General features: G+C 70.7%; 23 protein-coding genes. 4 read left to right on the top strand and 19 right to left on the bottom strand.

Annotated features, from left to right (window positions below; genetic code table 11):
- The first annotated feature begins 162 nt into the window (after positions 1-162).
- Positions 163-501, top strand: a complete 339-nt coding sequence (locus AC07FY_RS07385) for an ATP-binding protein (RefSeq protein WP_479001869.1) — start codon at positions 163-165, stop codon at positions 499-501.
- A gap of 65 nt (positions 502-566) precedes the next feature.
- Here AC07FY_RS07385 and dapC read toward each other — a convergent pair whose 3' ends face one another.
- Positions 567-1,661: a succinyldiaminopimelate transaminase gene (dapC, locus tag AC07FY_RS07380; protein ID WP_479001866.1), complete on the bottom strand. Its 1,095-nt coding sequence runs from the start codon at positions 1,659-1,661 to the stop codon at positions 567-569.
- A gap of 106 nt (positions 1,662-1,767) precedes the next feature.
- Positions 1,768-2,097 (bottom strand): ferredoxin, encoded by a 330-nt coding sequence (gene fdxA, locus AC07FY_RS07375; RefSeq protein ID WP_030868357.1) that lies wholly within the window; start codon positions 2,095-2,097, stop codon positions 1,768-1,770.
- A 117-nt stretch (positions 2,098-2,214) separates the two neighbouring features.
- On the opposite strand from fdxA, the gene AC07FY_RS07370 reads away from it, so the two are divergent.
- Together AC07FY_RS07370 and AC07FY_RS07365 are read left to right on the top strand one after the other, a co-directional pair.
- Complete coding sequence (locus AC07FY_RS07370; RefSeq protein WP_479001863.1) at positions 2,215-3,207, top strand: GNAT family N-acetyltransferase; 993 nt, start codon at positions 2,215-2,217, stop codon at positions 3,205-3,207.
- Positions 3,208-3,272: 65 nt separating this feature from the next.
- Positions 3,273-3,998 carry a transglutaminase family protein gene (locus AC07FY_RS07365; protein ID WP_479003128.1) on the top strand — a complete coding sequence of 242 codons (726 nt, stop codon included), beginning with the start codon at positions 3,273-3,275 and terminating at the stop codon, positions 3,996-3,998.
- 70 nt (positions 3,999-4,068) lie between these two features.
- Here the strand turns inward: AC07FY_RS07365 and AC07FY_RS07360 are convergent, their stop codons facing one another.
- The 17 genes from AC07FY_RS07360 to AC07FY_RS07280 all read right to left on the bottom strand — a co-directional run bounded on the left by AC07FY_RS07360 (position 4,069) and on the right by AC07FY_RS07280 (position 25,885).
- Positions 4,069-6,039: a peptidoglycan binding domain-containing protein gene (locus AC07FY_RS07360; RefSeq protein ID WP_479001860.1), complete on the bottom strand. Its 1,971-nt coding sequence runs from the start codon at positions 6,037-6,039 to the stop codon at positions 4,069-4,071.
- A gap of 205 nt (positions 6,040-6,244) precedes the next feature.
- On the bottom strand, positions 6,245-6,628 hold the full coding sequence (locus AC07FY_RS07355) for a DUF6113 family protein (protein WP_479001857.1): 384 nt from the start codon (positions 6,626-6,628) through the stop codon (positions 6,245-6,247).
- Complete coding sequence (mshB, locus tag AC07FY_RS07350) at positions 6,625-7,524, bottom strand: N-acetyl-1-D-myo-inositol-2-amino-2-deoxy-alpha-D-glucopyranoside deacetylase (RefSeq protein WP_479001854.1); 900 nt, start codon at positions 7,522-7,524, stop codon at positions 6,625-6,627. The genes AC07FY_RS07355 and mshB overlap by 4 nt, the downstream gene beginning before the upstream one ends.
- A 23-nt stretch (positions 7,525-7,547) precedes the next feature.
- A complete protein-coding gene (locus tag AC07FY_RS07345) occupies positions 7,548-7,742 on the bottom strand; it encodes a hypothetical protein (RefSeq protein WP_069921796.1) in 195 nt (64 codons plus the stop codon).
- A gap of 370 nt (positions 7,743-8,112) precedes the next feature.
- Positions 8,113-9,156: an ABC transporter ATP-binding protein gene (locus tag AC07FY_RS07340; protein WP_479001851.1), complete on the bottom strand. Its 1,044-nt coding sequence runs from the start codon at positions 9,154-9,156 to the stop codon at positions 8,113-8,115.
- The gene (locus tag AC07FY_RS07335) at positions 9,149-10,132 is read right to left on the bottom strand and encodes an ABC transporter ATP-binding protein (protein ID WP_479001848.1); all 984 of its coding nucleotides are present in this window, start codon (positions 10,130-10,132) and stop codon (positions 9,149-9,151) included. Before AC07FY_RS07335 ends, AC07FY_RS07340 begins: the two co-directional genes overlap by 8 nt.
- Positions 10,133-10,144: 12 nt before the next feature.
- Positions 10,145-11,155, bottom strand: coding sequence for an ABC transporter permease (locus AC07FY_RS07330; protein WP_479001845.1), 1,011 nt, complete (start codon positions 11,153-11,155; stop codon positions 10,145-10,147).
- Positions 11,148-12,071 (bottom strand): ABC transporter permease, encoded by a 924-nt coding sequence (locus AC07FY_RS07325; RefSeq protein ID WP_479001842.1) that lies wholly within the window; start codon positions 12,069-12,071, stop codon positions 11,148-11,150. The genes AC07FY_RS07330 and AC07FY_RS07325 overlap by 8 nt, the downstream gene beginning before the upstream one ends.
- 30 nt (positions 12,072-12,101) lie before the next feature.
- On the bottom strand, positions 12,102-13,736 hold the full coding sequence (locus tag AC07FY_RS07320; protein WP_479001839.1) for a peptide ABC transporter substrate-binding protein: 1,635 nt from the start codon (positions 13,734-13,736) through the stop codon (positions 12,102-12,104).
- 106 nt (positions 13,737-13,842) lie between these two features.
- Positions 13,843-14,799 (bottom strand): GNAT family N-acetyltransferase, encoded by a 957-nt coding sequence (locus AC07FY_RS07315; protein ID WP_479001836.1) that lies wholly within the window; start codon positions 14,797-14,799, stop codon positions 13,843-13,845.
- Positions 14,800-15,020: 221 nt separating this feature from the next.
- Positions 15,021-16,073 (bottom strand): ABC transporter ATP-binding protein, encoded by a 1,053-nt coding sequence (locus AC07FY_RS07310; protein WP_479001833.1) that lies wholly within the window; start codon positions 16,071-16,073, stop codon positions 15,021-15,023.
- Positions 16,066-17,121, bottom strand: coding sequence for an ABC transporter ATP-binding protein (locus AC07FY_RS07305; RefSeq protein ID WP_479001830.1), 1,056 nt, complete (start codon positions 17,119-17,121; stop codon positions 16,066-16,068). Before AC07FY_RS07305 ends, AC07FY_RS07310 begins: the two co-directional genes overlap by 8 nt.
- Positions 17,122-17,134: 13 nt before the next feature.
- Positions 17,135-18,094, bottom strand: coding sequence for an ABC transporter permease (locus AC07FY_RS07300; RefSeq protein WP_479001827.1), 960 nt, complete (start codon positions 18,092-18,094; stop codon positions 17,135-17,137).
- A complete protein-coding gene (locus tag AC07FY_RS07295; protein ID WP_479001824.1) occupies positions 18,087-19,034 on the bottom strand; it encodes an ABC transporter permease in 948 nt (315 codons plus the stop codon). The genes AC07FY_RS07300 and AC07FY_RS07295 overlap by 8 nt, the downstream gene beginning before the upstream one ends.
- A 96-nt stretch (positions 19,035-19,130) precedes the next feature.
- On the bottom strand, positions 19,131-20,750 hold the full coding sequence (locus tag AC07FY_RS07290) for a peptide ABC transporter substrate-binding protein (RefSeq protein WP_479001821.1): 1,620 nt from the start codon (positions 20,748-20,750) through the stop codon (positions 19,131-19,133).
- Positions 20,751-21,246: 496 nt separating this feature from the next.
- On the bottom strand, positions 21,247-23,151 hold the full coding sequence (gene typA / locus AC07FY_RS07285; RefSeq protein WP_479001818.1) for a translational GTPase TypA: 1,905 nt from the start codon (positions 23,149-23,151) through the stop codon (positions 21,247-21,249).
- A gap of 349 nt (positions 23,152-23,500) precedes the next feature.
- Positions 23,501-25,885, bottom strand: coding sequence for an ABC transporter family substrate-binding protein (locus AC07FY_RS07280; protein WP_479001815.1), 2,385 nt, complete (start codon positions 25,883-25,885; stop codon positions 23,501-23,503).
- Between the two features lie 348 nt (positions 25,886-26,233).
- Here AC07FY_RS07280 and AC07FY_RS07275 point away from each other — a divergent pair, with 348 nt between their 5' ends.
- Complete coding sequence (locus AC07FY_RS07275; protein ID WP_479001812.1) at positions 26,234-26,458, top strand: hypothetical protein; 225 nt, start codon at positions 26,234-26,236, stop codon at positions 26,456-26,458.
- Positions 26,459-26,480 lie beyond the last annotated feature (22 nt).

The raw sequence follows: 26,480 nt of genomic DNA, 5'->3' as shown, positions 1-26,480 counted from the left end.
TCACGGGCGGACAGAAGCCCTGGTGGGCGCGTGTCCGATGCGTTTGTCGCGGAAGCCGATAAAACGATGCGTTACCGATCTTTTACCCGGGGGCCCCGCAACTCCACCCGCCCCACGAGCGGTTGTACACGGCGTACTCAGCCGCTACCGCTTAGGAGCATCATGTCCCTCCCCCTGACCCGCCGGATCGCCCGCGCCGCGCTGCTCCTGGCAGCCGGGGCAGCCCCCGTGGTCGGTGCGGCCGGCGCGGCCAGCGCCGCGGACGCCCCCGACGCCGCGGCCGCGACCACGGCGGCGGCCACGGACACGGCGAGCACGGCCGTCGAGGCCGTTCCGGCGGCGGTCCCCGCCGCCGGTGTGAGCGAGACCGCGAGCGGCCTGCTCGGCGGTCTGCCCGCCACCCAGCAGCTGCCGGCGGCCGGCGAGCTGCCCGGCGGCCTGACGGGCGGGCTGCCCGGTGGCCTCGCGGGCGGCCTGCCCGGCGGCCTGCCGCTGGGCTGACGGGCCGCATGCCGAAGGGGCCGGGAGCACGAACTCCCGGCCCCTTCCGGCTGTCCGGCGGCGGATCAGCCCAGGCGCTTGACCGCGGCCTCGACGCGCTCGTCGGTGGCGGTGAAGGCCACCCGCACGAACCGCGCGCCCGCCTCCCCGTAGAAGTCCCCCGGCGCGACCAGGATGCCCAGCTCGGCGAGATGCGCGACGGTGTCCCAGCAGGGCTCGTCGCGGGTCACCCACAGGTAGAGGCTGGCCTCGCTGTGCTCGACGCGGAAGCCGTGCGCCTCGAGGGCCGCGCGCAGGGCCGCGCGGCGGGCCGCGTAGCGGGCGCGCTGCTCCTCGACATGGCGGTCGTCGCCGAGCGCGGCGACCGTGGCGGCCTGCACCGGGGCGGGGGTCATCATGCCGCCGTGCTTGCGGATCTCCAGCAGCTCCCCGAGCACGTCCGCATCGCCGGCGACGAACGCGGCCCGGTAGCCGGCCAGGTTGGAGCGCTTGGAGAGCGAGTGGACGGCGACGATGCCCTCGTACGAGCCACCGCACACGTCGTCGTGGAGCACGGAGACGGGCTCGGCCTCCCAGCCCAGCTCCAGGTAGCACTCGTCGCTGAAGAGCAGGATCCCGTGCTCGCGGGCCCAGGCCACGATCCGGACCAGCTCGTCCTTGGCGATGACCTTGCCGGTCGGGTTGGACGGGGAGTTGAGCCACAGCAGCTTCACCCCGGCCGGGTCGAGCGCGGTCGGGTCGTCGTAGACCACGGCCTCGGCGCCGCACAGCCGCGCGCCGACCTCGTACGTCGGGTAGGCGAGCCGGGGGTAGGCGACCTTGTCGCCCGCGCCGAGGCCCAGCTGGGTCGGCAGCCAGGCCACCAGTTCCTTGGAGCCGACCACGGGGAGCACGTTGCGGTGCTCGGCGGCGCTCGCCCCGAGGCGGCCGCGCAGCCAGCCGGTGATCGCGTCGCGCAGGGCGGGGGTGCCCCAGACCGTCGGGTAGCCCGGGGAGTCCGCGGCGTCGACCAGGGCGTGCCGGATCAGCTCGGGCACCGGGTCCACGGGCGTGCCGACCGACAGGTCGACGATGCCGTCCGCGTGGGCCGCCGCCGTCTTCTTGTACGGCTCCAGCTTGTCCCAGGGGAAGGCGGGAAGACGGTCGGATACTGCGGCCACGGTGCTCTCTGCTCTCTCTCGGTGCTGGACGCGAAGGCCGGCAAACACCTCGGTCCCGTGCGGCGGCAGGCCGTACGGGACCGAGTGGCGCTCGTGCCGTGAACCCTCAGTGAGAGGGGTTGATGTCGGCGGGGAGCGCCGCGATGAAGGGGTGGTCGCGCTCGATCAGGCCCAGCTTCGAGGCACCACCGGGCGAACCGAGCTCGTCGAAGAACTCCACGTTCGCCTTGTAGTAGTCCTTCCACTCCTCCGGAGTGTCGTCCTCGTAGAAGATGGCCTCGACCGGGCAGACCGGCTCACACGCACCACAGTCGACGCACTCGTCCGGGTGGATGTACAAGGACCGCTGGCCCTCGTAGATGCAGTCGACGGGGCACTCTTCGATGCATGCCTTGTCCTTGACGTCGACACAAGGCTCCGCGATGACGTAGGTCACGCTCTCGTTCCTCCTCGGTAGGGCTTTCCATATCGCGCGGGAGCGCGGCGTCGTCGATGCCCGCACCTAGTATCTCCGTTCCCGGGCACGATCCGAACAGGAGGGGCGGACAGAGCTGTGGAAATCACTGCCGGTGGATTGCTGGAGGTCCGTATCACCCCGGCTGACGTGGGTAAACGTGTCTCTGTACGACGGGTGGAGTACGGGTCGAGCGGGGCCCCGGTGTATGCGGACGCCGTAGGGGTTCTCACATCCTGGGACCAGGGTGTGCTGCTGATCACACAAAAGAACGGAAAGTCCGTCCGCATCGCGGAATCCTCGCTGGTCGCAGGCAAGATCGTGCCCGCAGCGCCGGCCCGCCGGAGGGGTCCCGCCGCCTCTTTCGAGGAGCTTTCGAGGGTCTCGGCGCGGGCCTGGCAGCCGCTGGAGAGCGAGCCGCTCGGCGGGTGGACGCTGCGGGCCGCCGCCGGCTTCACCCGGCGGGCCAACTCGGTGCTGCCGCTCGGCGATCCGGGCATACCCCTCGACGATGCACTCGCCCGGGTGACCTCCTGGTACGCCCGCCGCGCCCTTCCGGCGTACGTGCAGGCCGCGACGGGCGCCGCCGGGACCCAGGAACTGCTGATCGCGGAGCTGGAACGGCGCGGCTGGGCGGCGGAGGTGTCGGCGCGGGTGCGGATCGGGGCGCTGGCGCCCGTCGGAGACGTGGACGCGCCGGCCGCCGGGGACGTACGCCTGACCCGTACTCCCGACGAGGACTGGCTCGGGCGCTACGGCAGGGTCCGCGACCCCGAGGTCGCCCGGCGGCTGCTGGTGCAGGGCCCGTCGGTGTGGTTCGCGGCGTTGCCCGGGGGGCGGGCGATCGGGCGGTGCGTGGTGGACGGGCGGTGGGCCGGCTTCTCCGCCGTGGCGGTCGACCCGGCGCACCGGCGGCAGGGCCTGGCGACGGCGGTGATGGCGGCGCTGGCGCGGCGGGCGCTGGAGGAGGGCGCCTCGGCGGCCTGGCTCCAGGTGGAGACGGGGCCGGACAGCGCCGGAGCGTCGGCCCTCTACGACGGGCTGGGCTTCGTCACGCACCACACCTACCACCACTACCGGGCGGCGCGGTGACCCCGGCGGACCGGCGCGAGCAGTTCGCCGCGGAGGCCCGCTCGGAGCGCCCGGACCTGGCGCTGATGTGCCTGCTGCTGGCGGCGGAGGCCGACCCGGAGCTGGACGAACGGGCCCTGGACTGGGCGCAGATCGAGCTGGACCGGCTGGCCGGGATGCTGCCGTACGGCCTGCGGGGCGGACGCGCCTGGGCGTCGGCGGTGACGGAACTGCTCGGCGGCCGCCTCGGCTTCCACGGCACTCCGGCGGACTACGAGCGGCTGTCGTCCTCGCTGCTGCACGAGGTGCTGCGGCGGCGCCGGGGGCTGCCGATCCTGCTGTCGGTGGTCTGGCTGGAGGTCGCGCGCAGGGCGGGGGCGCCGGTGTACGGGCTGGGTCTGCCGGGGCACTTCGTGGTGGGCTTCGGGGACCCGGAGGAGGGGGTGGTGGTCGACCCGTTCGCGGGCGGCGCGTCCCTGGGGGCGGGCCCGGCGGAGCTGGCGCAGGGCCCGCGGACCCCGGCGCGCACGCTGGACATCGTGTTGCGGATCCTGAACAACATCCGGGCCTGGGCCTCGACGCGGCCGGAGCAGTCGGGAGTGGCGCTGTGGGCGCTGGACCTGTCGCTGCTGCTGCCCTCGCACCCGGCGTCGCTGCGCTACGAGCGGGCGCGGCTGCTGGTGGAACGGGGGGCGTTCCGGGACGGCGCGGCGGAGCTGGAGGCGTACGCGGAGGTGGTGGCCGCTGTGGACACCGACGCGGCGGCCCGCGTACGCGGTGAGGCCGCCGCCGCCCGGGCCCTGCTGAACTAGGCCGGGCCGTTCGGATCACACCGGGCGGCGCCCCCGCCCGGTGGGGGCGGGGGCGCCGAGGGGGGGCGGGTCAGCCCGCGTTGGTGTCGACGACGACGGTGCGCTCGGCCGCCGTCTTGCCGCGCAGGGCCTTGCCGAGGGCTCCGGCGACGTCCTGCGGGGTGACGGCGGTCCTGGTGCCGGTGCCCCGCATGATCGTGACGCCGTCGAAGGTGTTCCCGTAGGTCTCCTTGAGGGCCTCCAGGTCGAACTTCTCGACCAGGTGGCCGTCGACCGGCTGCATGCTCAGGATCTTGGGCAGGGACTTGGCTCCGAAGGCGATGGACTTGGGGCCGATCTTGACCGTGGCGTTGGCGGACATCGCCGGTTCGGCGAACTCCTTCATGGCGCGGTTGAGTTCGGCCTCGTCGATGACCGGCGCCTTGGTCGTCACGGGCAGCTCCGCCACCGCCGCGTTGCCGGTGGCGACCATCTGGCGGAAGGCCTTGGTGACCTGGTCGACGGAGGCGTCCACGTCAAGGGTGGAGCCGGGGGTGCCCGGGACGGCCACCGCCTTGCCGGTGTCGAAGGTGATGGTGCCCTCGGTGGCCGTGCCGGCGGTGCCCGCGAGCTCCTGGAGCGCGACCTGGAGCTTCTCCTCGTCGACCGGCATCACCGCGTCGGCCTCGCGCTCGTTGCCGAGCAGGGAGCCGATGACGGTGATCGGGTTGTAGTCGCTGCCGGCGGCGTTGCGGACGGTGGTCTGGCTGTCCAGGGTCAGGCCGGCCTTCTCGGGCTTCAGCTCGACCTGCTTTCCGCCGACGCTCAGCTGGAGCGGGGCGGAGGCGCGGGTGCCGAAAGCCGTCTGGAGCTTGGTGACGGCCTCGTCGCGGCTGCCGCTGATGTCGACGCCGAGGACGGTGGTGCCCTTGGGCACGTCGGAGTGGTTGAGCAGCAGCCCGGCGCCGTAGGCCACGCCGAGCAGGAGCACGAGGCCGCCGCCGAACGCGACCAGCTTGGAGCGGCCCTTGCCGGCGGGCTTCGCGGCCTTGGCGGGGGCCTTCTGCTGCGGCGCGGAACGCGGGGCGGCGGGCGCGGGGGCCGGTACCGGGGTCGGGGCCGGCGTGGGGTCCAGCTCGGGTCCGGGCCAGCTCGGGGCCACGGGGGCGCCGCCGGGGCCGCTGCCGTAGCTCGGCCCCCCGGTGGGGCCGGCGGGGAAGCCGTCGCCGTGGCTGCCGTAGGCGGGGAACGCCTCGGTGACCGGGCCGGTGTCGTCCTGGCCGGCGCCGTACGCCGGGAAGCCCTGGGTCGGGGCGGCGCCCGGGCCGTCCGCGGGCGGGCCGTAGTCCGCGACCGGCGGGGGCGGGGTGCGCGGCGGCGCGAAGCCGGCGTCCGGCCCTGCCGGCGGCTGGGGACGCGGCGCCGGGGCCGGATGCGGCGCGTGCGGCGCGGGTGCCGGGTGCGGCGCAGGGGCCGGTGCGCGGCCCGCGGCGGGGCCGGCCGGCGCGGTGGGCGCCGGACCGGGGGCCGGAGCGGGTGCGGGCGCCGGTGCGGCGGGGCCGGGCGCCGGGCTGGGCGCCTTGCGCGGAGCGAACCAGTTGCTGGCCGGCTCCTCGGCTCCCGCGGCCTGGCCCTGGGCGGGGCGCGCGGGCTCCCGCTCGGCCTCGATCCTGGTCGGCACGGGCTGGGGCCGCTGCGGGAGCGGCGGCTCCGCCGGCCGGCCGGATGCGGGCTCGGGCGCCCGGGACGCCGGCGACGCGGTGTCGGCCGCGTCGGCGCCGGGCCCCATCGCCTTGCGCACGACCACCGGCGGGATCGGCCGCGAACCCGGGATGTTGATCCGGATCCGGGTCGTCAGGGTGGTCTCGGTCTTGGGCCCGTCCGAGTCGGGCGTGGACGGCTTCGAGGTCACAGGGTTCTCCTCCGGGGCATTCGCCGCGCCTGGCCCGGGCACAGCCGTGGACGGATACTGGCCGGTTCCATACGGCGGTGTACCCGAGGGGTAGGCGGCTCCACCGTGCCCTGTGGGCCCGGAGGACGAACTGTCGGTTTCACGACTCAAGGCAGGTTCTCCCGGTTGGCTCCGCCGCCCGTCATACCGTGCGCGGGCAGCTCGGCGGCCCGTCCACCATACTGGCCGCCGCCCTCGCGCAACTGACCCGCAGGAATCAGGGGTTCCTCATAGCGCCCGCCAAACCACCGTGAACCGGCCCGCGGACCGCCGCGCGCGGCCCGGACCGGCGACCTCTAAAGAGTCCGACACCACGTCACTTGGCAGGCCGGGCGGCCGAAACCGGCCTGTCCAGCGGAGCGCGCATCGTGGCGCACATCACAGCGAAGGCCGTTCCACCCAAAAGGCAGACGTACATGCCGATTCCGGACGAACTCAGCAGGAAGTCCCCCTCGGGGCGCGGGAGACCGAGCAGCACGTACGCCAGGAACCAGCCGACGGCGGCGCCACCCACCCCGATGCCCGTGCCGAGCGCGATCCGGCCACCGAGGAACAGCCCGAAGGCCGCCGCCAGCGCGAGCAGCAGGCCGCCGGGGAACCACAGGTCCACCACCAGCCAGCCGGCCAGGCCGGTCAGTACGCCCAGCGCCACCATGCCCAGGCCGCCGGCGATGCGCGCCGGGGTCAGCGTCCCGGTCATGCCGGCACCCCCGCGAACAGGTCGCGCTCGCGCTCGCCCGCCGGCACTCCGGACCGGCCCGCGACGAGTTCGTAGTACTCCCGGGTGAACAGCGGCTGCGCCAGGTCGTTGGAGAGGGCGAAGAAGGGTCCGTCCACGGCGATCTGGGTGGCGTGGGCCCGCATGGCCGCCGCCTTCGCCGCCACCAGCTCCTCGGCGGCCTCGATCTCGGCGGTGATCCTCTCGTCGTCGACGACCCCGGGCACGTCCTCGGGCGAGGCCATGCCCGGGAAGGGCGCCTTGATGCCGACGGCCGCGCGCAGGTTGGCGAATCCCTCCTCGACCACCGAGCGGGGCACGCGGTTCCAGTAGATCTTCCCGATGCCGTGCGGCTCGCCCAGATCCCGCCGGTAGGCGGTCTCGGCGGCCAGTTCGGCGGCGCGCATGGCGACGCGGTGGGCCTGGATGTGGTCGGGGTGGCCGTAGCCGCCGTCCGGGTCGTAGGTGACCAGCACCTGCGGCCGTACCTCCCGGACCACCGCCACCAGGTGCGCGGCGGCCTCGTCCACGTCCGCCGACCAGAAGGCCTCGGGGCGGTGGTTCTGCGGGGCGCCCATCATCCCGGAGTCCCGGTAGCGCCCGGCGCCGCCGAGGAACCGGTGGTCGGTGACGCCCAGCTCCGCCATGGCGGCGGCGAGTTCACCGACCCGGTGGCTGCCGAGGCCGTCGTCGCGGTCGGCCGCCAGGTGGGCGAGGCCGGGCGGGATGACCTCCCCCTCCTCGCCGAGGGTGCAGGTCACCAGGGTGACGTGCGCACCCTCGGCCGCGTACTTGGCCATGGTGACGCCGTTGTTGATCGACTCGTCGTCCGGGTGCGCGTGCACCAGGAGCAGACGGCGGGCGGGGAGACCGTTCATGGGCCCAGCCTACGAGGCGGGGCTCAGAACTTGAGGCCACTGATCATGCTGGCCACGTTCGAAGTGAGCTGGTTGAGGGTCGGGGCGATGGTGGAACTCGCCAGGTAGAAACCGAGCAGCACACAGACCACCGCGTGTCCCGCCTTCAGGCCCGACTTCCGGACCAGCAGGAATACGACGATCGCCAGCAGCACCACGGCCGAGATCGAGAGTGCCACGGCGTTTCACCTCCACGTCGAGCGGACATCGGTTCGCGTATCAGTGCTCGACAGGAGTCATACCCACCGTGCGCTACGGATCATAACTATCCGTACCAGCGCATCGATCGAATTCCGGCAGCACGAGGGGCGCACGGCGCGCACGGCGCGGGGCACACGGGAGGCCGGCCCGAGGGGTCGTACGCCCTCGGGCCGGCCGTCGGCGCCCGCACGGCCGCACGCCGTCCAGGCTGCACGGCCCGGATCTCGGGGCGGAAACGGCCAAGTTGCCCGTGTGTGAACGGGTGTTGGCGGGAGGGCCGGGCCGCTGCGAGCGGCGTCCGAGGGGTGGCCGGAAATGATCGGACCGGGGGCCGAAGCGGCGCCCCGGCTACCGCGCCCCGCCGGCCGGCGGGGGCGAGGGCACCACGTGCTTCTCCGCCGCGAAGTGACAGGCCGACGGATGCGCCGCCGGACCCGATGGGAAGACCTCGGGAACCGCCAGCAGGGGCACGTCGACGGCGCACTTGTCCCGCGCCTTCCAGCAGCGGGTGCGGAAGCGGCAGCCCGACGGCGGGTTGGCCGGGGAGGGCACGTCGCCGGAGAGGATGATGCGCTCCCGGCGCGCGCGGGCCTCCGGGTCGGGAACGGGGACCGCGGACAGCAGGGCCTGCGTGTAGGGGTGGGTGGGGTGGTCGTAGATCTGGGTGTCGGTGCCGATCTCCACGATCCGGCCCAGGTACATGACGCCGACCCGGTCCGAGATGTGCCGGACGATCGACAGGTCGTGCGCGATGAACACGTACGACAGGTCGAACTCGTCCTGGAGCTTCGCCAACAGGTTGATCACCTGCGCCTGCACGGACACGTCGAGCGCGGAGACCGGCTCGTCGGCGACGATGACCTCGGGCCGCAGGGCCAGACCGCGGGCGATGCCGATGCGCTGGCGCTGACCGCCGGAGAACTGGTGGGGATAGCGGTTGATGTACTCCGGGTTCAGGCCCACCACGTCCAGGAGCTCCTGGACCTTGCGGCGCCGGTCGCCCCTCGGAGCCACCTCGGGGTGGATCTCGTAGGGCTCCCCGATGATGTCGCCGACCGTCATGCGCGGGTTCAGTGAGGTGTACGGGTCCTGGAACACCATCTGGATGTTGCGGCGCACGGCCTTGAGGGCCTTGCCCGACAGCTTGGTGATGTCCTCGCCCTTGTACGAGATCGCGCCGGCCGTCGGCCGCTCCAGGTTGACCAGCATCTTGGCCACGGTCGACTTGCCGCAGCCGGACTCGCCCACGATGCCGAGCGTCTCGCCCGCGTGCAGGTCGAAGGAGACCCCGTCGACCGCCCTGACCGCGCCGATCCTCTTGCGGAAGACGATGCCCTGGGTGAGCGGGTAGTGCTTGACCAGGTCCTTCACTTCCAGCAGGGACTCAGCCATGGAGGCACTCCGTCCAGAAGTGGCAGGCGCTGGTCCGCTCCACCGGCGACTCGGTCACCTCGTACAGCGGCGGGACGTCGGTGCGGCACACCGGCCGCGCCATCGGGCAGCGCGGGTTGAACGCGCAGCCGGGCGGGATGGCCAGCAGGTTCGGGGGCAGGCCCTTGATCGCGTACAGCTCCTGGCCCTTCTGGTCCAGGCGCGGGATCGAATCCAGCAGGCCGCGCGTGTACGGGTGCGCGGGCGCCCGGTAGATCTCGTGGACCGGGGCGGCCTCGACGATCCGGCCCGCGTACATGACGGCGATCTTGTCGGCGACGTCCGCGACCACGCCCAGGTCGTGGGTGATCAGGATGAGGCCCATGTGCAGTTCGCGCTGGAGCTCGGCCAGCAGGTCCATCACCTGGGCCTGGACGGTGACGTCGAGGGCGGTGGTCGGCTCGTCCGCGATGATCAGGGACGGTTCCAGGGCCAGCGCCATCGCGATCATGATGCGCTGGCGCATGCCCCCGGAGAACTGGTGGGGGAAGTCGCCCACGCGCTGCTTGGCCGCGGGGATCCGCACCCGGTCCATCAGCTCGACGGCCATGCCCCGGGCGTCCTTGCGGGACATCCCGCGGTGGACCTCGTACATCTCGCCGAGCTGCGCGCCCACGCTGAGGACGGGGTTGAGGGAGGAAAGGGCGTCCTGGAAGATCATCGCCATCTCGGCGCCCCGGATCCTGCGCCGGTCCTCCTCCTTCGTCTTCAGCAGGTCCCGGCCCTTGAAGAGGATCTCGCCGCCCGTGATCCGGCCGGGCGGCATGTCCAAAATCCCCATGACGGCCTGCGCGGTCACCGACTTGCCGGAGCCCGACTCACCGAGCACGGCGAGGGTCTCCCCCTCGTCCACCGAGTAGTCGACGCCGTTGACCGCTTTCGCGACCCCGTCGCGCGTGGTGAACTCCACGTGCAGGTCGCGGACTTCGAGCAGCATGGGCGGGGCTCCTCAGCGCAGCTTGGGGTCGAGGGCGTCGCGCACCGCGTCGCCGAGCATGATGAAGGCGAGCACCGTCACGCTGAGCGCGCCCGCCGGCCAGAGCAGCATGTGCGGGGCGTTGCGAATCTGCGAGGCCGCGTTGGAGATGTCGATGCCCCAGGAGACGGTGGGCGGGCGCAGGCCGACGCCCAGGAAGGACAAGGTGGCCTCCAGGGCGATGTAGGTGCCGAGCGCGATGGTGGCGACGACGATGACGGGTGCCACGGCGTTCGGCGCCACGTGCCGCAGCAGCATCCGGCCGTGGCCCGCGCCGAGCGCGCGGGCGGCCTGGACGTAGTCGTTCTGCTTGGCGGTGATCACCGAGCCGCGGGCGATGCGGGCGAGCTGCGGCCAGCCGAGCAGCACGATGAAGCCCACCACGGGCCACACGGTGGTGCTGGTGACGACGGACAGGAAGACCAGGCCGCCGAGGATCACCGGGATGCCGAAGAAGATGTCCGCGATCCGGGACAGCAGCGCGTCCCACCAGCCGCCGAAGAAGCCGGCGAGCCCGCCGAGCGCGGAACCGAGCAGGGCGGCGCCGAGGGTGGCGCACACGCCGACGGTGATCGAGGCGCGGGCGCCGTAGACGGTACGGGTGTACACGTCGCAGCCCTGCGTGTCGTAGCCGAAGGGGTGGCCCGGGGAGGAGCCCTGCTGGGACTTGGACAGGTCGCACTGGAGGGGGTCGCCGCTCGCGATGAGCTGGGGCCAGATCGCGATGACCACGAGGAAGAGGATCAGCAGCGCCGAGACGACGAAGACGGGGTTGCGGCGCAGCTGGTGCCAGGCGTCGGACCACAGCGAGCGGGCCTTGTCCTTCGAGGTGGCTCCCCCGGGTCCGGGGAGGAGGGGGGTTTCGAGGCTCTCCCCCTCCTCGAGGGCGAGGTCCATGGCACCGCCTTGCCCGGTGGGGGCCACCGCTTCGTGCGGGCCGGGGCCCACGGGGTCGTAGGGGTCGGGGCGCTCGGACTCAGGCATAGCGGATCCTCGGGTCCAGGACCGCGTACAGCAGGTCGACGAGCAGGTTCGCCAGCAGGAAGACGATGACGAGGATCGTGACGAACCCGACCACCGTCGGCGAGTTGTTGCGCAGGATGCCCTGGTAGAGCTGGTAGCCGACGCCGTGGATGTTGAAGATCCGCTCGGTGACGATGGCCCCGCCCATCAGCGCGCCGATGTCGGTGCCGATGAAGGTGACCACCGGGATCAGGGAGTTGCGCAGCAGGTGGCGGGTGATGACCCGGCGGCGCGGCAGTCCCTTGGCGACGGCGGTGCGGACGTAGTCGGCCCGGACGTTCTCGGCGATGGATGTGCGCGAGAGCCGGGTCACGTACGCGAGGGAGACGAGGGCGAGCACGACGCCGGGCAGGATCAGCTCGCCGAAGGGGGCGTCCGGGGAGACGGTGGGGCGGACCCAGCCCCACTTGACGCCGAAGAGGAACTGCAGCAGGTAGCCCGTCACGAACGTGGGCACGGAGATGACGACCAGGGTCATCACGAGGACGGAGCTGTCCACGGCCCTGCCCCGGCGCAGCCCGCTGACCACGCCGAGGGTGATGCCGACGACGATCTCGATGACGATCGCGACGACGGTCAGCCGCAGGGTGACGGGGAAGGCCGTCGCCATGAGCTCGGTGACCTCCTGGCCGTTGAAGGCCGTGCCGAAGTCGCCCTTGAAGATCTGGCCCATGTAGTGGACGTACTGCTCCCACAGGGGGCGGTCGAGGTAGAGGTCCTTGCGGATGCGCGCGGCGGTGGCGGGGTCGGGCGCCTTGTCGCCGAAGAGGGCCGCGACCGGGTCACCGAGCGCGTACACCATGAAGAAGATCAGGAACGTGCTGCCGATGAACACCGGGATCATCTGGAGCAGCCGCCGGATCACATAACGTCCCATGGACTGCTCCAGGATCGATCCGTCGGTCGGTCAGCTGACCTTGATCTGGTCGTAGACCGGCACGCTGAACTGGTTGAGCGCCACGTCCGTGATCCGCTCGGAGTGCCCGGCGCTCCCGTTCTGGTACCAGAGCGGGATGGACGGCATCTGCTCGGCCAGGATCTTCTCGGCGTCCTGGAAGGTGGCGACCGCCTTGGCGGGGTCGCTCTCCTGGTTGGCCGTGTCGACGAGCTTGTCGAACTCCGGATTGCTGAACTTGCCGTAGTTGGAGGAGGCGCCGGTGTAGTACAGCGGCTCCAGGAAGTTCTGGATCAACGGGTAGTCGGCCTGCCAGCCGGAGCGGAAGGGCCCGGTCAGTTTGAAGCCGCTCTGCTGGTTGCGGAAGTCGGCGAAGGTGCCGATGGGGTTGACGGTGCAGACGGGGCCCTCGCCGAGTGCGTTGTTGACGCTGTTGCAGACGGCGTCCATCCAGTCGCGGTGCGAGCCGGTGTCCACGTTCGAGGTCAGCGTGACCTTTCCGCCGGGCAGCCCGCCGCCCTCCTGGATGAGCTTCTTGGCCTCGGCGGGATCGAAGGTGCAGGCGTCGCCGCAGGCGGTGGACTTGAAGCCGCCCTTGTCGCCGAGGGCCGGCGACGTCCAGTCCTTGGCGGGAGTGCGGGTGTCCCGGAAGATCTGCTTGGTGATCTCGTCGCGGTTGATCGCCATGGAGATGCCGCGGCGGACCTTCTCCATCCCGTCCTTGCTCCACTGCGGGTCGTACAGCGGGAACGTGAGGGTCTGGATGATCAGGGCGGGCTGGTTGATGTAGCGGTCGCCGAGGTCGTTCGCGACGTTCTTCAGCTGCTGCGCCGGCACGTCGTCGACCAGGTCGAGGTTGCCGGAGATCAGGTCGGTGTAGGCGGTGTTGTTGTCCGTGTAAACCTTGAGGTCGACGCCGCCGTTCTGGGCCTTGTCCGCGCCGGGGTAGCCGTCCCACGCGCGCAGCTTCATGCCCGTGCCCTTGGTGTAGGACTCCACCGTGTAGGGGCCGTTGCCGACCGGCTTGGCCAGCCAGCCGGCGTGGTCGGTGAAGAAGGACTTGGGCAGCGGGGAGAAGGCCTGGTAGCCGAGGGTCTCGGGCCAGGTGGAGAACTTCTCCCGCAGGGCGACGGTGAAGGTCTTGGGGTCCTTGACGACGAGGCCCTTCATCGTCTTGGCCTTGGGCTCGCCGTTGGCCGGGTGCAGGTCCTCGTAGCCGACGATGTCCGAGAAGAACGGCGCGTTGTTCTGCTTGTTGCGCACGTCCGCCGCGTAGTTCCAGGCGTCCACGAAGGACTGGGCGGTGACGGGTTCGCCGTTGCTGAACGTCCAGCCGTCCTTCAGGGTGATCGTGAAGTTCTGGCTGTCGGTGGTCTCGATCTTCTCGGCGAGGAAGTCCACCGCCTCACCGGTCTTCGGGTCGTAGCGCTTCAGACCCCGGAACAGCATGTCCAGTACCTTGCCGCCCTGCACCTCGTTGGTGTTGGCGGGCTCCAGGGGGTTCTGCGGGTCACCCCACGAGGAACTGACGATTCCCGCGCCGTCGCGACCGCCCCCGCCGGCGTCGCTTCCACCGCCGCAGGCCGTCGCCGCGAGGGCGACGGCCACCGCACATGCGGCCCACTGGGCGTGGGTGGCTCCGCGCATGGAGTGCCTCCTAGGGGTTCCAAGACTCGCTTAGGGGCCAATGTCACCCTATGTACGACCCCGCACACCCTGGTTCGACCGATTGCACCCGCGCGCCCCCCGCCTGTCACCCCTGGGGGTGCAAAGCCAGCTCCCAGGTGTCGACCGCGTAGTGCAGGCCCATGCCGTGCGTCTCGTAGAGCGCGAGGGCGCCGGTCTCGTTGTGGACGTCCACTCCGAGGCCGAGGGTGTCGCGGCCGCGCGCCGCGTAGGCGGCGAAGGCGTGGCGGAGCAGGTACCCGCCGATGCCCCGGCCGCGCAGCGCCTCGCGCACGCCGATGTGGCTGAGCCAGGCCATGCTCGTGCGGTCGTCCCGGGTGAGCAGGACGGCGACGTCCCCTTCGCCCGGGAGGGAGGCGATCCACACCAGGGACCAGTCGAGCCCGCGTGCGTCCAGGTGGTCGAGCCACGCGTCGTAGCCGCGCTCCACATGGCCGAAGTGGGCCGCGAAGGTCTCCTCGACCAGGGCGTGGGCGCGATGGCGGTCGGTCCCGTCCGCGGAGCAGTCGCGCAGGGTGAGCCCGGCCGGCGCGGTGGGCGGGAGGTCGGCGGCGGGGTCGAGGCCGCGGGTCATCACCTGGTAGCGGCGTACGGTGCGGTAGCCGCGCCCGGTCAGCAGGGAGAGGTCGAGGGTGGGCTTCACGTTGAGCTGGATCCGCAGCCAAGCCCGCCCTGCCCCGGCGGCCAGTTCGCGGGCCCTGAGCTCCATCAGCTCCAGCAGGTGCCGGGCGGCTCCCTGGTGGCCGGGCAGGACGTAGTGGTCGCCGTCAACGCGGCCGGGCTCGCCGTCCGCCCAGACCAGCGCGTAGCAGACGAGCCGCGAGCCGTGGAAGGCGAGCCACGAGTCGGTGGCCAGATCGATGTCGGGGCGGTTGAGATCGGCTTCGACGCTGCCGAGATCGGTCTCCGGCCGGCCGATCTCGATCATGTCGACGGCGTTGAGCAGGGCGCAGATGTCGGCCGCGTCCCCCGGTCCGGCGGGGCGGTGGGTCAGGCCGGTCAGGACGGGCATCTCGTCGGTCATCCGGTCACTGTCGGGCGGCGCGGACCACGGGCGCAACTCCCTTCGCGCGCGCACCATCCCGCCCCGCCCGTCCCACCCGTCCGCCGAGTGGCGCGGGGACTCGGGTGCGGCGCCCCCGCGGCGGCGCCGCACCCCGCGCGCCGGGGCGGGAAACGGCAGGGCGCCCGGCACCGGAGATTCCGGTACCGGGCGCCCTGAACGCCGTACGGCTGCGCGGGGGATCAGACGGCCAGGACGGCCTTCTCCTCCGCGAAGTGGCACGCCGACTCGTGCGCGGCAAAGGTGTCCTGCCCCTTGAAGCGCTCCGGGATCGCCAGCAGCGGCTCCTCGGTGGCGCACTTGTCCTGGGCCTTCCAGCAGCGGGTGCGGAAGCGGCAGCCCGACGGCGGGTTGGCCGGGGACGGGACGTCACCGGTGAGGATGATGCGCTCGCGGTGCTCGCGGACCTCGGGGTCCGGCACCGGGACCGCCGACAGCAGCGCCTGGGTGTAGGGGTGCGTCGGGTGCTCGTAGATCTCCGCGTCGGTGCCGATCTCGGCCATCTTGCCGAGGTACATGACGCCCACGCGGTCCGAGATGTGCCGGACGATCGACAGGTCGTGCGCGATGAAGAGGTAGGACAGGTTGAACTCGTCCTGGAGCTTCTCCATCAGGTTGATGACCTGCGCCTGCACCGACACGTCGAGCGCGGAGACCGGCTCGTCGCAGATGATGATCTCCGGGTTGAGCGCGAGGCCGCGGGCGATGCCGATGCGCTGGCGCTGACCGCCGGAGAACTGGTGCGGATAGCGGTTGATGTACTCCGGGTTCAGGCCCACCACGTCCAGGAGCTCCTGGACCTTGCGGCGCCGGTCGCCCTTCGGAGCCACCTCGGGGTGGATCTCGTAGGGCTCCCCGATGATGTCGCCGACCGTCATGCGCGGGTTCAGCGAGGTGTACGGGTCCTGGAACACCATCTGGATGTTGCGGCGCACGGCCTTGAGGGCCTTGCCCGACAGCTTGGTGATGTCCTGGCCCTTGTAGAAGACCTCACCGGCGGTGGCGGTCTCCAGGCTCATCAGGAGCTTGGCGACGGTGGACTTGCCGCAGCCGGACTCGCCCACGATGCCGAGGGTCTCGCCCCGGTAGAGGTCGAAGGAGATCCCGTCGACCGCCTTGACCGCGCCGACCTGCTTCTTGAACAGGATGCCCTGGGTCAGCGGGAAGTGCTTGACCAGGTTGCGGACCTGGAGGATCGGCTCGCGCTCGGTGACGCTTTTGGTGAGCTCAGCCATGGATCTGCTCCTTCCAGAAGTGGCACGCGCTGGTGCGGCCGGACAGCTCGGTGCCGTCCTGCGCGGTCACCTGGTGCAGGACCGGCACGTCGGTGCGGCAGATGTCCCGCGCCTTGGGGCAGCGCGGGTTGAAGGCGCAGCCCGAGGGGATGTTGAGCAGGTTCGGCGGCAGGCCCTTGATCGCGTAGAGCTCCTGGCCCTTCTGGTCCAGGCGCGGGATCGAGTCCAGCAGGCCGCGCGTGTACGGGTGCGCCGGGTTCTTGTAGATCTCGTGGACCGGGGCGTTCTCGACGATCCGGCCGCCGTACATGACGGCGATCTTGTCCGCGACGTCGGCGACGACGCCGAGGTCGTGGGTGATCAGGATGAGGCCCATGTTCATCTCGCGCTGGAGCTCCGCGAGCAGGTCCATCACCTGGGCCTGGACCGTCACGTCGAGAGCCGTGGTGGGCTCGTCGGCGATGATCAGGTCGGGCTCCAGGGCCATCGCCATCGCGATCATGATGCGCTGGCGCATACCGCCGGAGAACTGGTGCGGGTAGTCGCCCACGCGCGCCTTGGCGGCGGGGATCTTCACCCGGTCCATGAGCTCGACGGCCTTGGCCGTGGCGTCCTTCTTGGACATGCCGCGGTGGACCCGGAACATCTCGCCGAGCTGGGCGCCGACGGTGTGCACCGGGTTCAGCGAGGACAGCGCGTCCTGGAAGATCATGGCGATCTTCGAGCCGCGGACCTTGCGGTACTCCTCGGCCGGGAGCTTCAGCAGGTCGGTGCCCTGGAACAGGATCTCACCGGACGGGATCTTGCCGGGGGGCATGTCGAGGATGCCCATGATGGCCTGCGCCGTCACGGACTTGCCGGAGCCGGACTCGCCGAGGACGGCGAGGGTCTCGCCGGCGTTCACGGAGTACGAGACGCCGTTGACTGCCTTGGCGACACCGTCGCGGGTGTGGAACTCGACGTGCAGGTCGCGCACTTCGAGCAGGGGGGTCCCCTCCGGCGCCGAACGGGGCGCGGGGACGTTCGAGGTCTTGTCGATGATGGTCAACGTACGCCCTTCCTCAGCGCAGCTTCGGGTCGAGGGCGTCGCGTACCGCGTCGCCGACCATGATGAACGCGAGCACGGTGACGCTCAGCGCGGCCGACGGGAACAGCAGTACGTGCGGGGCCTGGAGCCAGCGGACGGACGCGTCGCTGACCATGAGGCCCCAGGAGATCTCCGGGGGCTGGACGCCGATGCCCAGGTACGACAGGGCGGCCTCGGCGGAGATGTACACACCCAGGCTGATCGCGCCGACCACGATGACGGGGGCGACGGCGTTCGGCAGGATGTGCCGCATCGTGATGCGCAGGGTGCCGGCGCCGAGCGCGCGGGCCGCCATCACGTAGTCGTTGTTCTTGTTCTGCAGCACCGAGGACCGCATGATGCGGAAGATCTGCGGCCAGCCGAGGATGGCCAGCACCAGTGAGACCGTCCAGGCGTTGCCCGGCAGGGCCGACATGATCAGCATGCCGCCGAGCAGCAGCGGGATCGCGAAGAAGATCTCGGTGAAGCGGGACAGGATGCTGTCAGTGATACCGCCGACCCAGCCGGCCAGCAGGCCGAGGGAGCCACCGACGACGATCACCAGCGCGGTGGTGACGATGCCGACGATCACGGAGTTGCGGGCGGCCCACACCGTACGGGTGTAGACGTCGCAGCCCTGGATGTCGAAGCCGAACCAGTGGTCGCCGCTCGGCGTCTTGAGCGAGTCCTCCAGCTTGCAGGCCGCGGCGTCGAACGGGCTGCCGCTGGTGAACCACTGCGGGAACGCCGAGATGACGAGCATGCACAGGACGAGGAAGGCACCGATCAGGAAGACCGGGTTGCGCCGCAAGTCGCTCAGGGCGTCGGACCAGAGGCTGGCCTCGCGGCTCTTCTTCTCCTTGGGGTCCGGCCGGTCGGCCGGGGCGCCGGCGGAGGGGGCTCCGGCTATCTGGGTGTCGGTCATCGAGTCCCCCACCGTAGTCGTGTCACGCATAGCGGATCCTCGGGTCGAGCACGGCGTAGAGCAGGTCCACAAGCAGGTTCGCGATGAGGTAGACGAGGACCAGGATGGTCACACCGCCCACCACGACCGCGCCGTCCTTGAGGTACACGGACTTGGCGAGCAGACCGCCGACGCCGTGGATGTTGAAGATCCGCTCGGTGATGACCGCACCGCCCATGAGCGCGCCGAGGTCGGCGCCCAGGAACGTGATGATCGGGATGAGTGCGTTGCGCAGCGCGTGGTTCACCACGACCTTGCGGCGCGGGAGCCCCTTCGCGGTCGCCGTGCGCACGTAGTCCGCGCGCATCGTCTCCATGAGGCTGGTACGGGTCAGTCGGGCCACGTACGCCAGGGAGGTCGACGCGAGGACGAACGCCGGGAGGAGGTAGCCGATCATGCCGTCGTGCTCGTTGAACGAGGGCGTGAAGATCTCGACGCCCCACTCGTTCTTCAGGTGCACGCCCAGCGTCAGCTGCAGCACGAAGCCGGTGACGAAGACGGGGATCGAGATGACCATCAGCGTGGAGATCAGGACCAGCTGGTCGAGGAACTTGCCGCGGCGCAGGGCGGCCATGACGCCGGCGAGCACGCCGACGACGGCCTCGATGGCGAAGGCCATGAGGGCCAGGTTCACCGTGTAGGGGAACGCCTCGGCGAACTGGTCGAGGACCTTGCGGCCGTTGAGGGACTCGCCGAGGTCGCCCTGGAACACACCGGTGATGTAGTTCCAGTACTGCAGCAGGAACGGGTCGTCGAGGTGGTACTTCTCGCGCAGCATCGCCGCGACGAGCGGGTCTGCCTTCTTCTCACCTGCCAGAAGCTGGATCGGGTCAGCACCCGGCATGGCGAAGGTCAGCAGGTAGATCAGGAACGTGGCACCGAGCAGAACAGGGATCGCCTGTATGAGTCGGCGGATGAGGTAGCGGCCCATCAGACCTCCAGCAGAAGAGCAGGGGGAAGGGGCAGGCGGGCGGAAACCTGATTCCGCCTGCCCGCCCCCGGTGTCCCCTTGGTGTGAAGAGGGGTGTTAGTTGAGCTCGACCTTGGCCAGGTCCATGCGGCCCTGGGCGTCGATCTCAACGTTCTTCACGGACTTGGAGTAGGCCGAGGAAGACATGTACGTGAAGACCGGGATGTACGGCAGGTCCTTGATGATCACGTCATCGGCCTGCTGGTACAGCTTGAGGGCCTCCGCCTCGTTGGCGGTCTTGTCGGCCTGGTCCATCAGCGCCTCGAACTCGGCGCTCTCGTAGGCGCCGTAGTTGGAGCCGTGCTCGATCGCGATCTTGGAGAAGATCGGACGGAGGTAGTTCTCCGCCGCCGGGTAGTCCATGGACCACGCCATGCGGAAGGCGCCCTTGTACTTCTGGTCGCCCAGCTCGGTCAGCATGTCGCCGAACTTGGTGAACGGCTTGGCGGTGACCTCGATGCCGAGGTTCGCCTTCAGCTGGTTGGCGACGGCCTCGATCCACTCCTTGTGGCCGCCGTCGGCGTTGTAGCCGAGCTCCAGCTTGTTGCCGGGGAGGCCGCCGGCCTGGGTGAAGAGCTCCTTGGCCTTGGTCGGGTTGTACGTGCCGACCTCACCCAGGGCGCCCTTGCGGTAACCCGGGACGATGGGGCTGATGAAGTCGTCGGCCGGCTTGCGGGTGCCGTTGAAGATGGTCTTCGTGATGGCGTCCCGGTCGATGGCCATCGAGATGGCCTTGCGGATCTCGACCTTGCCGAACGCCTCGGCGTTCGTCTTCAGCGGGAGGCCGATGTAGCCGACGCCCGACTCCGGCTTGTAGAGGTAGCGGTCGCCGAACTCCTGGGAGACGGAGGCCATCGCCGAGATCGGGAGCTTGTCGACGATCTGGATGTTGTCGGCGCGAAGGTCGTTGTACGCCGTGTCCAGGTTGTCGTAGATCTTGAAGGTGACGCCCTCGAGCTTCGCCTTGTCGCCACCGAACTTGTCGAAGCGCTTGATCTTGATCTGCTTGTTGTGCTCCCAGGCGCCGTCCATCTGGAAGGGACCGTTGCCGATCGGGGCCTCGCCGAACTTCTTCGGGTCGGCTTCGAAGGCCTTGGGCAGCGGGTAGAAGGCGTTGTAGCCCAGCATCGTCTTGAACTGGGAGAACGGAGCCTTCAGCGTGACGGTGAAGGTCTTCTCGTCGACGACCTTCAGGCCCTTGAGCTCGGTGGCGGTGGGCTTCTTGTCCTTGCCCGGCGCCAGCTCCTCGGAGCCCTCGATCTTGTCGTAGAACGGCAGGCCCTCGGCCGCGTTGTCCTGGTTGGCACCCCAGTTCCAGGCGCGGACGAACGACTGCGCGTCGACCTTCTCGCCGTTGTGGAAGGTGTAGCCGTCCTTCAGCTTGATCGTCCAGACCTTCGAGTCCGTGGTCTCGATGGACTCCGCGACCGCGAGCTTGGGCTCGTTGGTCTTGTTGTCGTACTCGACCAGGCCGCTGAAGAGCGCGTTGAGAACCTCAGCGCCTTCGGATTCAGCGGTGTTCTGGCCCACCAGACCGTGCTGCGGCTCGCCGAGGACCACGGTGATGTTGCCACCGGCCTTGCTGCCGGCGTCGTCCTTGCTGGTGCTGCAAGCCGTGGCGGCCATCGCCACGATGACGGCACCCGCGACCCACTTGGCGCTCGTTGCTCCGCGCATGGGTAATTGCCTCCTCAGGAGTCACTGTCGATACGTGAAGGGCCCGGCGGCGCTGACACCCCTGACAGCGAAAACCGGCCCCATCGTGTGTGCTCGTGAGTCGGCGCTCCCCACAGCGCGTGACCCATTGACCCGAGCTCAATGGAGCCATCCTCGGGGACACCTAGACCGTAAACCACACTTAAGTGGTCTCGTTTTCACAACATCACTCCATGCCTAAAACCCGAAATCCGGACAAACGGATAGGAGACAGACACGTGCGAAACGGACGGTTAGCTCAACTTCCGGAGTGTCACGGTCGGTATGCGGACACCTGAACGAAGAAATCCGCTTGACAAACGGGAACTGCACACAGTTCCGTCGACCCACCACCGGCCGCCCGGGGGCGAGTTGACCCGCGACCCGCGCTCGGAAACCGAGCGGACACGCCAAAACCCCGGCCCCGCACGGGAGTTCCGTGCGGGGCCGGGGTGTGGGCCGCTGCGGGCCCGGGGCCTTACTTGGCGGACTTGGCGCGCGACGCGGTGCGCGAGCGCTCCTTCTGGTCCAGGACGACCTTGCGGATGCGGACGGCCTCCGGGGTCACCTCGACGCACTCGTCGTCGCGGCAGAACTCCAGGGACTGCTCCAGGGAGAGCTTGCGGGGCGGAATCACGTTCTCCGTGTTGTCCGCGGACGCCGCACGCATGTTGGTGAGCTTCTTCTCCTTGGTGATGTTCACGTCCATGTCGTCGGAGCGCGAGTTCTCGCCAACGATCATGCCCTCGTACACCTCGGTGCCGGGGTCGGTGAACAGGACACCGCGCTCCTGCAGGTTGATCATCGCGAACGGCGTGACCGAACCCGCGCGGTCCGCGACCAGCGAACCGTTGTTACGGGTCACCAGCGGGCCGAACCACGGCTCGTAGCCCTCGTGGATGGAGTGCGCGATACCGGTGCCGCGGGTTCCCGTCAGGAACTCCGTGCGGAAGCCGATGAGGCCGCGGGACGGGACGACGAACTCCATGCGGACCCAGCCGGAGCCGTGGTTCGACATGTTGTCCATGCGGCCCTTGCGGACGCCCATGAGCTGCGTGACCGCGCCCATGTGCTCCTCGGGGACGTCGATCGTCATGCGCTCGACCGGCTCGTGCACCTTGCCGTCGATCTCCTGCGTGACCACCTGCGGCTTGCCGATGGTCAGCTCGAAGCCCTCGCGGCGCATCTGCTCGACCAGGATGGCGAGCGCGAGCTCACCGCGGCCCTGGACCTCCCAGGCGTCCGGGCGCTCGGTGTCGAGCACGCGCAGGGAGACGTTGCCGATCAGCTCGCGGTCCAGGCGGTCCTTGACCTGGCGGGCGGTGACCTTGCGGTCCTTGACCGCGGACTTGGCGTCCGCGCCCTTGCCGGTGCCGCCGCGGCCGACCATCGGAGAGGTGTTCGTACCGATGGTCATGGAGATCGCCGGCTCGTCGACCGAGATCAGCGGCAGGGCGATCGGGTTCTCCGGGTCGGCCAGGGTCTCGCCGATCATGATCTCGGGGAAACCGGCGACCGCGCAGATGTCACCCGGGCCCGCCACCTCGGCCGGCTTGCGGGTGAGCGCCTCGGTCATCATCAGCTCGGTGATGCGGACGTTGGAGATGGTCCCGTCACGCTTGATCCACGCGACGGTCTGGCCCTTGCGCAGCTCGCCCTGCTCGACGCGGACCAGCGCGATGCGGCCGAGGAAGTTGTCGGCGTCCAGGTTCGTGACGTGGGCCTGGAGGGGGGCCTCCTCGTCGTACACCGGGGCCGGGACGTGCTCCAGGATGGTGGAGAAGAACGGCTCCAGGCTGTCGCTGTCCGCGGGGACGGTGCCGTCCTCCGGCTTGGTCAGCGAGGCGACGCCGTCACGGCCGCAGGCGTAGACGATCGGGAACTCGATCTGGTCCTCGTCCGCGTCCAGGTCCAGGAAGAGGTCGTAGGTCTCGTTGACGACCTCGTCGATCCGGGAGTCCGGGCGGTCCGTCTTGTTGATGCAGAGGATGACCGGCATCTTCGCCTGCAGGGCCTTGCGCAGGACGAAGCGGGTCTGGGGCAGCGGACCCTCGGAGGCGTCCACCAGCAGAACGACGGCGTCCACCATCGACAGACCGCGCTCGACCTCACCACCGAAGTCGGCGTGGCCGGGGGTGTCGATGATGTTGATCGTGATCGGGGCCCCGCCGTCCTTGGGGTGATACTTCACCGCCGTGTTCTTGGCGAGGATCGTGATGCCCTTCTCACGCTCCAGGTCGTTCGAGTCCATCATGCGGTCGTCGAGCTGCTGGTGGGCGGCGAAGGCACCGGCCTGCTTGAGCATGGCATCGACGATGGTCGTCTTGCCATGGTCGACGTGGGCGACGATGGCGACGTTACGGATGTCGTGGCGCGTGGGCACTTCGGCGCTTCTCCCGGGATCGTGGATGGCGTCACGTACGGCCTGGCACGCGCGCCTCGGCCGGGCGAAAACCTGCCACGGCCTTACCCCATGGTACGTCGCGCGGCGGGAACCGGCTGCCGGGGGGTCTGTCAAGAGGCTGGACGAATGAGCACGGCCGGATGCGGGGTGGGGGGCACCGGCCGTCTGTCCTGCCGGAAATCTGCGGGTCAACGGGTACGCACGACCTTGCCCGCCGGGGGTTCCGGCGGGCAAGGGACTTGAGTCACATCTGAGCTTGGAAGTCGGCGGTCAACCCGACAGGAACCCCTTTGTCACCACTTCTTCGCCCAGGGTCCGTCCGGCCGTCCTACTTCTTCCCGCCCTTGGCCCCCGAGGGCTTCTTCCAACCGATGTCCTGGAAGCGGGGCGCCCCGAGTCCGAAGGCACCGGCGTTCGCCAGGGACGGCTTGACGGCCACCAGCTCCGGGCGCTGGTAGAGCGGGATCGACCCGGCGGCGGCCCAGATCCGGGCGTCGGCCTTGCGCATCAGCTCGCGCGCCTGCTCCTCGTCCAGTTCCCCGGCCGCCTGATCGAACAGCTGGTCGATGTGGTCGGTGCCGACCCGGGTGTAGTTCTGCTCGACGAGGAGCGAGCCGTCGGCCGCCGGTTCCGGCTTGGCGAAGATCGGCCGGGCGTCGGTCGCCGGGTAGGCGGTCGCGGGCCAGGAGTAGAGCGCCAGGTCGTACTGGCCCGAGGCGATGTGGTCCTTGAAGAAGCTCTCGTCGGCCACCTTCTTGACCTCGGTGGCCACCCCGACCTTCCGCAGCATCTGCGCGATGCGCTCGGCGACCGCGCGCAGCGGCTCCGATCCGGGACCGGCCGGGAGCACGAAGCGCAGGCTGAGCGGCTTGCCGTCCTTGGCGAGCATCGCGCCGGAGGTGCGGGCGGCCTGCTTGGCCGGGGTGCCCTTCGCCGGGTCCGCCGACTCGGCCGCGGCGCCGTCCTTGCCGTCCTCGGCGCCGTCCGCGTCCTTGCCGTCGTCCGAAGCGTCCTCGCCGTCCGCCGCGTCGTCGGCGGCCTTGCCCTCGTCCGCCGCGGCCGCCGCCGCGGCGGCCTGGACCCGGAGCAGGGCCGCCTGCCGGGCCGCGAACGGCGCCGGGGCCAGCACCGCCGAGGGCCGGTCCCGGGCCGCGCCGGCCGCGTCCGGCCCGAAGGCGCCCGCCTCCTCGCCGCGGGCACCGGCGGCGTCGTGCGCGGCGCCGTGGTCGCCGTTGCCGCCGTCGTCCTGGCCCACGATGTAGAGCCCGTCGTTCCCGGTCCCCGGGCCCTGGGGGGTCTTCCCGTCGTCCTGCGGCGCGCTCTCCGGCCCCGCCTTCGCACCCGCGGGTTCGGTGATCTTGCCGCCGCGGCGCCAGCCGGCGTCCGCGAGGAGGGCCTGGGCCGCCTGGGTGTCCTGGCCTCCGAGCGCCTCGCTGTTGTCGGCGTACGCCTGCTGCCCGGCCAGCGCCACATGGCTCCCGACCGGCTTCGCGGGCAGGCCGAGCGGCTTCAGTACGATCTCGGCCAGCTCCTTGCGGTTCAGCGCCCGCGCCACCGCCCGGCGCACCCGCTCGTCGGCCAGCGGACCGGCGGAGCCGTTCATGGCGAGCTGGGTGTAGGCCGGCTCCAGGGACTTGCGGACGACGAAGCGGCGCAGGGCCGCCTGCTCGTCCGCGTACCGCCGGACCGACTCGACGTGCTTCTTGCGGTTCTCCGCCTCCGCCTGGGCCTTCTCCTCGTCCGCGCCGAAGGCGACCGCCCACGAGAAGGTGGCCTGCGCAGCGGTCAGCGAGGCGCCGGGGCCGTGCGCCGGGGCCCCGCCCGCGCCCTTGCCGCCCCGCTCCGCCGCCCTGCGGGCGAGCGCGATCCGCTCGGCACCGGCCCGGTCGATCTCCGCCATGTCGACCTTCCCCGAGGCCAGCGCGGCCGGCCGCTGCGCCCGGGGCACCGCCGTCAGCACCAGAGAGTCCAGCTTGGCCGGCCGGCCCCACCAGCGCGGGTTGCGGGTCAGCGAGGCGGTGCCGGCCTGTTTGTCGACGGCCCCCAGGCCGAAGGGTCCGGCCGTGGCCTTCAGGGCGCCGCGGGCCCCCTCGTTGAACGCCTCCGGGGTGGCGGTGACCTGCTTGGGGTACAGGGGGCTGAACAGGGAGCGCCAGTCGGCGTACGGCTTGCCGAAGGTCACCTTGACCTCGAGGTCGCTCTTGCCCCGCTCGATCTTCTCGATCCGCTCGTAGCCGGCGTTCCGGGCCGTCCAGAACGCCGAGTCCTTGCCGTTCAGGGCACGCCACTGCGCCACGAAGTCGGGTGCGCCGATCTCGCGCCCGTCACTCCACACCGCCTGCTGGTTCAGCTTGTACAGCACGACCTGCTTGGGTTCCCGCTCGACGACCTGCGCCTTCTCCAGGTAGTCGGGATTGGCCACCGGCCGGCCCTTGGCGTCCAGGACGAACAGCTGCGGCAGCACGGCCGCGGCGATCCGGTGGGTGGTGGCGTCCGCGTCGGCCTGGAAGGTGTTCAGGGTCTCCGGCAGGGAGTCCACCGCCCAGCGCAGCACACCCCCGTCGGCGACCTTGTCGCGCGCGGTGGCCGCGATGTCCGGTCCGGCGGCGACCGGCCCGCCCTCGTCGTCGCCCGCACCGCAGCCCGCGAGCAGCGGCAGTGCGAGGACTCCCGAGGTCAGGAGCGCCAAGGACCTGCGCCTTCTCTGGGACATGGGTGGTACCTCCGGGGCGGGGCGTGGGGGAGCATGATCACGTTCGGCGGTATATGGAGCTGATCACACCGGTTGCCGGATCCCACTGAAATCCACGGCCCGCCGCACCCCCCGGACCCGCCCCGCGCCACGCCGCGAACCCCACCCGTGCGGACCAATGCCGTGTGCGTGCCGAAGAGGCGTTCCCCCGTGCGGGGGATGAGAATGGGGTCCAGGGAGGGGCGCACAGTTCGCGCCTGCGCGCCCGCAATCGCTGCACGTCCCTTCACAACCGGGGACGCGAAGGGCGACACTGCCAGGCGCACATGAGCGTTGCCACCGCACCCTGCGGAAGTGAGGGCAAGAATCATGTCCCTGCAAGACGATCTCAATGCCGTACGGCGCAACCTGGACGAGCTGACCCGCAAGGTCGAGCAGCTCGAACAGCGGGCCGGAGGTCCGGCCCCGCGCGCCGGCTCCGTCCCGCCGGTACCGCCGGGGATGGTGACGGTCCCGGACACCCCGTACGACAGCTCGCTGTGGACGGACAGCGACGACGAGGGCCTGGGCGCGCGCGACCGCCGCGCGCCCTGACGCCCCGGCCCCACGAGCACCC

The organism is Streptomyces sp. NPDC045967 (assembly GCF_056430495.1).
Note: the sequence above shows the minus strand (reverse complement) of the source record. Positions and strands in the feature narration are given on the sequence as shown.

Excerpts from the sequence above, each read along its gene's own strand:
- AC07FY_RS07320 (WP_479001839.1), bottom strand. The coding sequence starts at position 13,736 with ATGCGCGGAGCCACCCACGCCCAGTGGGCCGCATGTGCGGTGGCCGTC.
- mshB (WP_479001854.1), bottom strand. The coding sequence starts at position 7,524 with ATGAACGGTCTCCCCGCCCGCCGTCTGCTCCTGGTGCACGCGCACCCG.
- AC07FY_RS07290 (WP_479001821.1), bottom strand. The coding sequence starts at position 20,750 with ATGCGCGGAGCAACGAGCGCCAAGTGGGTCGCGGGTGCCGTCATCGTG.
- AC07FY_RS07340 (WP_479001851.1), bottom strand. The coding sequence starts at position 9,156 with ATGGCTGAGTCCCTGCTGGAAGTGAAGGACCTGGTCAAGCACTACCCG.
- AC07FY_RS07300 (WP_479001827.1), bottom strand. The coding sequence starts at position 18,094 with ATGCGTGACACGACTACGGTGGGGGACTCGATGACCGACACCCAGATA.
- AC07FY_RS07295 (WP_479001824.1), bottom strand. The coding sequence starts at position 19,034 with ATGGGCCGCTACCTCATCCGCCGACTCATACAGGCGATCCCTGTTCTG.
- AC07FY_RS07335 (WP_479001848.1), bottom strand. The coding sequence starts at position 10,132 with ATGCTGCTCGAAGTCCGCGACCTGCACGTGGAGTTCACCACGCGCGAC.
- AC07FY_RS07315 (WP_479001836.1), bottom strand. The coding sequence starts at position 14,799 with ATGACCGACGAGATGCCCGTCCTGACCGGCCTGACCCACCGCCCCGCC.
- AC07FY_RS07385 (WP_479001869.1), top strand. The coding sequence starts at position 163 with ATGTCCCTCCCCCTGACCCGCCGGATCGCCCGCGCCGCGCTGCTCCTG.
- AC07FY_RS07330 (WP_479001845.1), bottom strand. The coding sequence starts at position 11,155 with ATGCCTGAGTCCGAGCGCCCCGACCCCTACGACCCCGTGGGCCCCGGC.
- AC07FY_RS07280 (WP_479001815.1), bottom strand. The coding sequence starts at position 25,885 with ATGTCCCAGAGAAGGCGCAGGTCCTTGGCGCTCCTGACCTCGGGAGTC.
- AC07FY_RS07310 (WP_479001833.1), bottom strand. The coding sequence starts at position 16,073 with ATGGCTGAGCTCACCAAAAGCGTCACCGAGCGCGAGCCGATCCTCCAG.
- AC07FY_RS07355 (WP_479001857.1), bottom strand. The coding sequence starts at position 6,628 with ATGACCGGGACGCTGACCCCGGCGCGCATCGCCGGCGGCCTGGGCATG.
- AC07FY_RS07275 (WP_479001812.1), top strand. The coding sequence starts at position 26,234 with ATGTCCCTGCAAGACGATCTCAATGCCGTACGGCGCAACCTGGACGAG.
- AC07FY_RS07365 (WP_479003128.1), top strand. The coding sequence starts at position 3,273 with ATGTGCCTGCTGCTGGCGGCGGAGGCCGACCCGGAGCTGGACGAACGG.
- AC07FY_RS07325 (WP_479001842.1), bottom strand. The coding sequence starts at position 12,071 with ATGGGACGTTATGTGATCCGGCGGCTGCTCCAGATGATCCCGGTGTTC.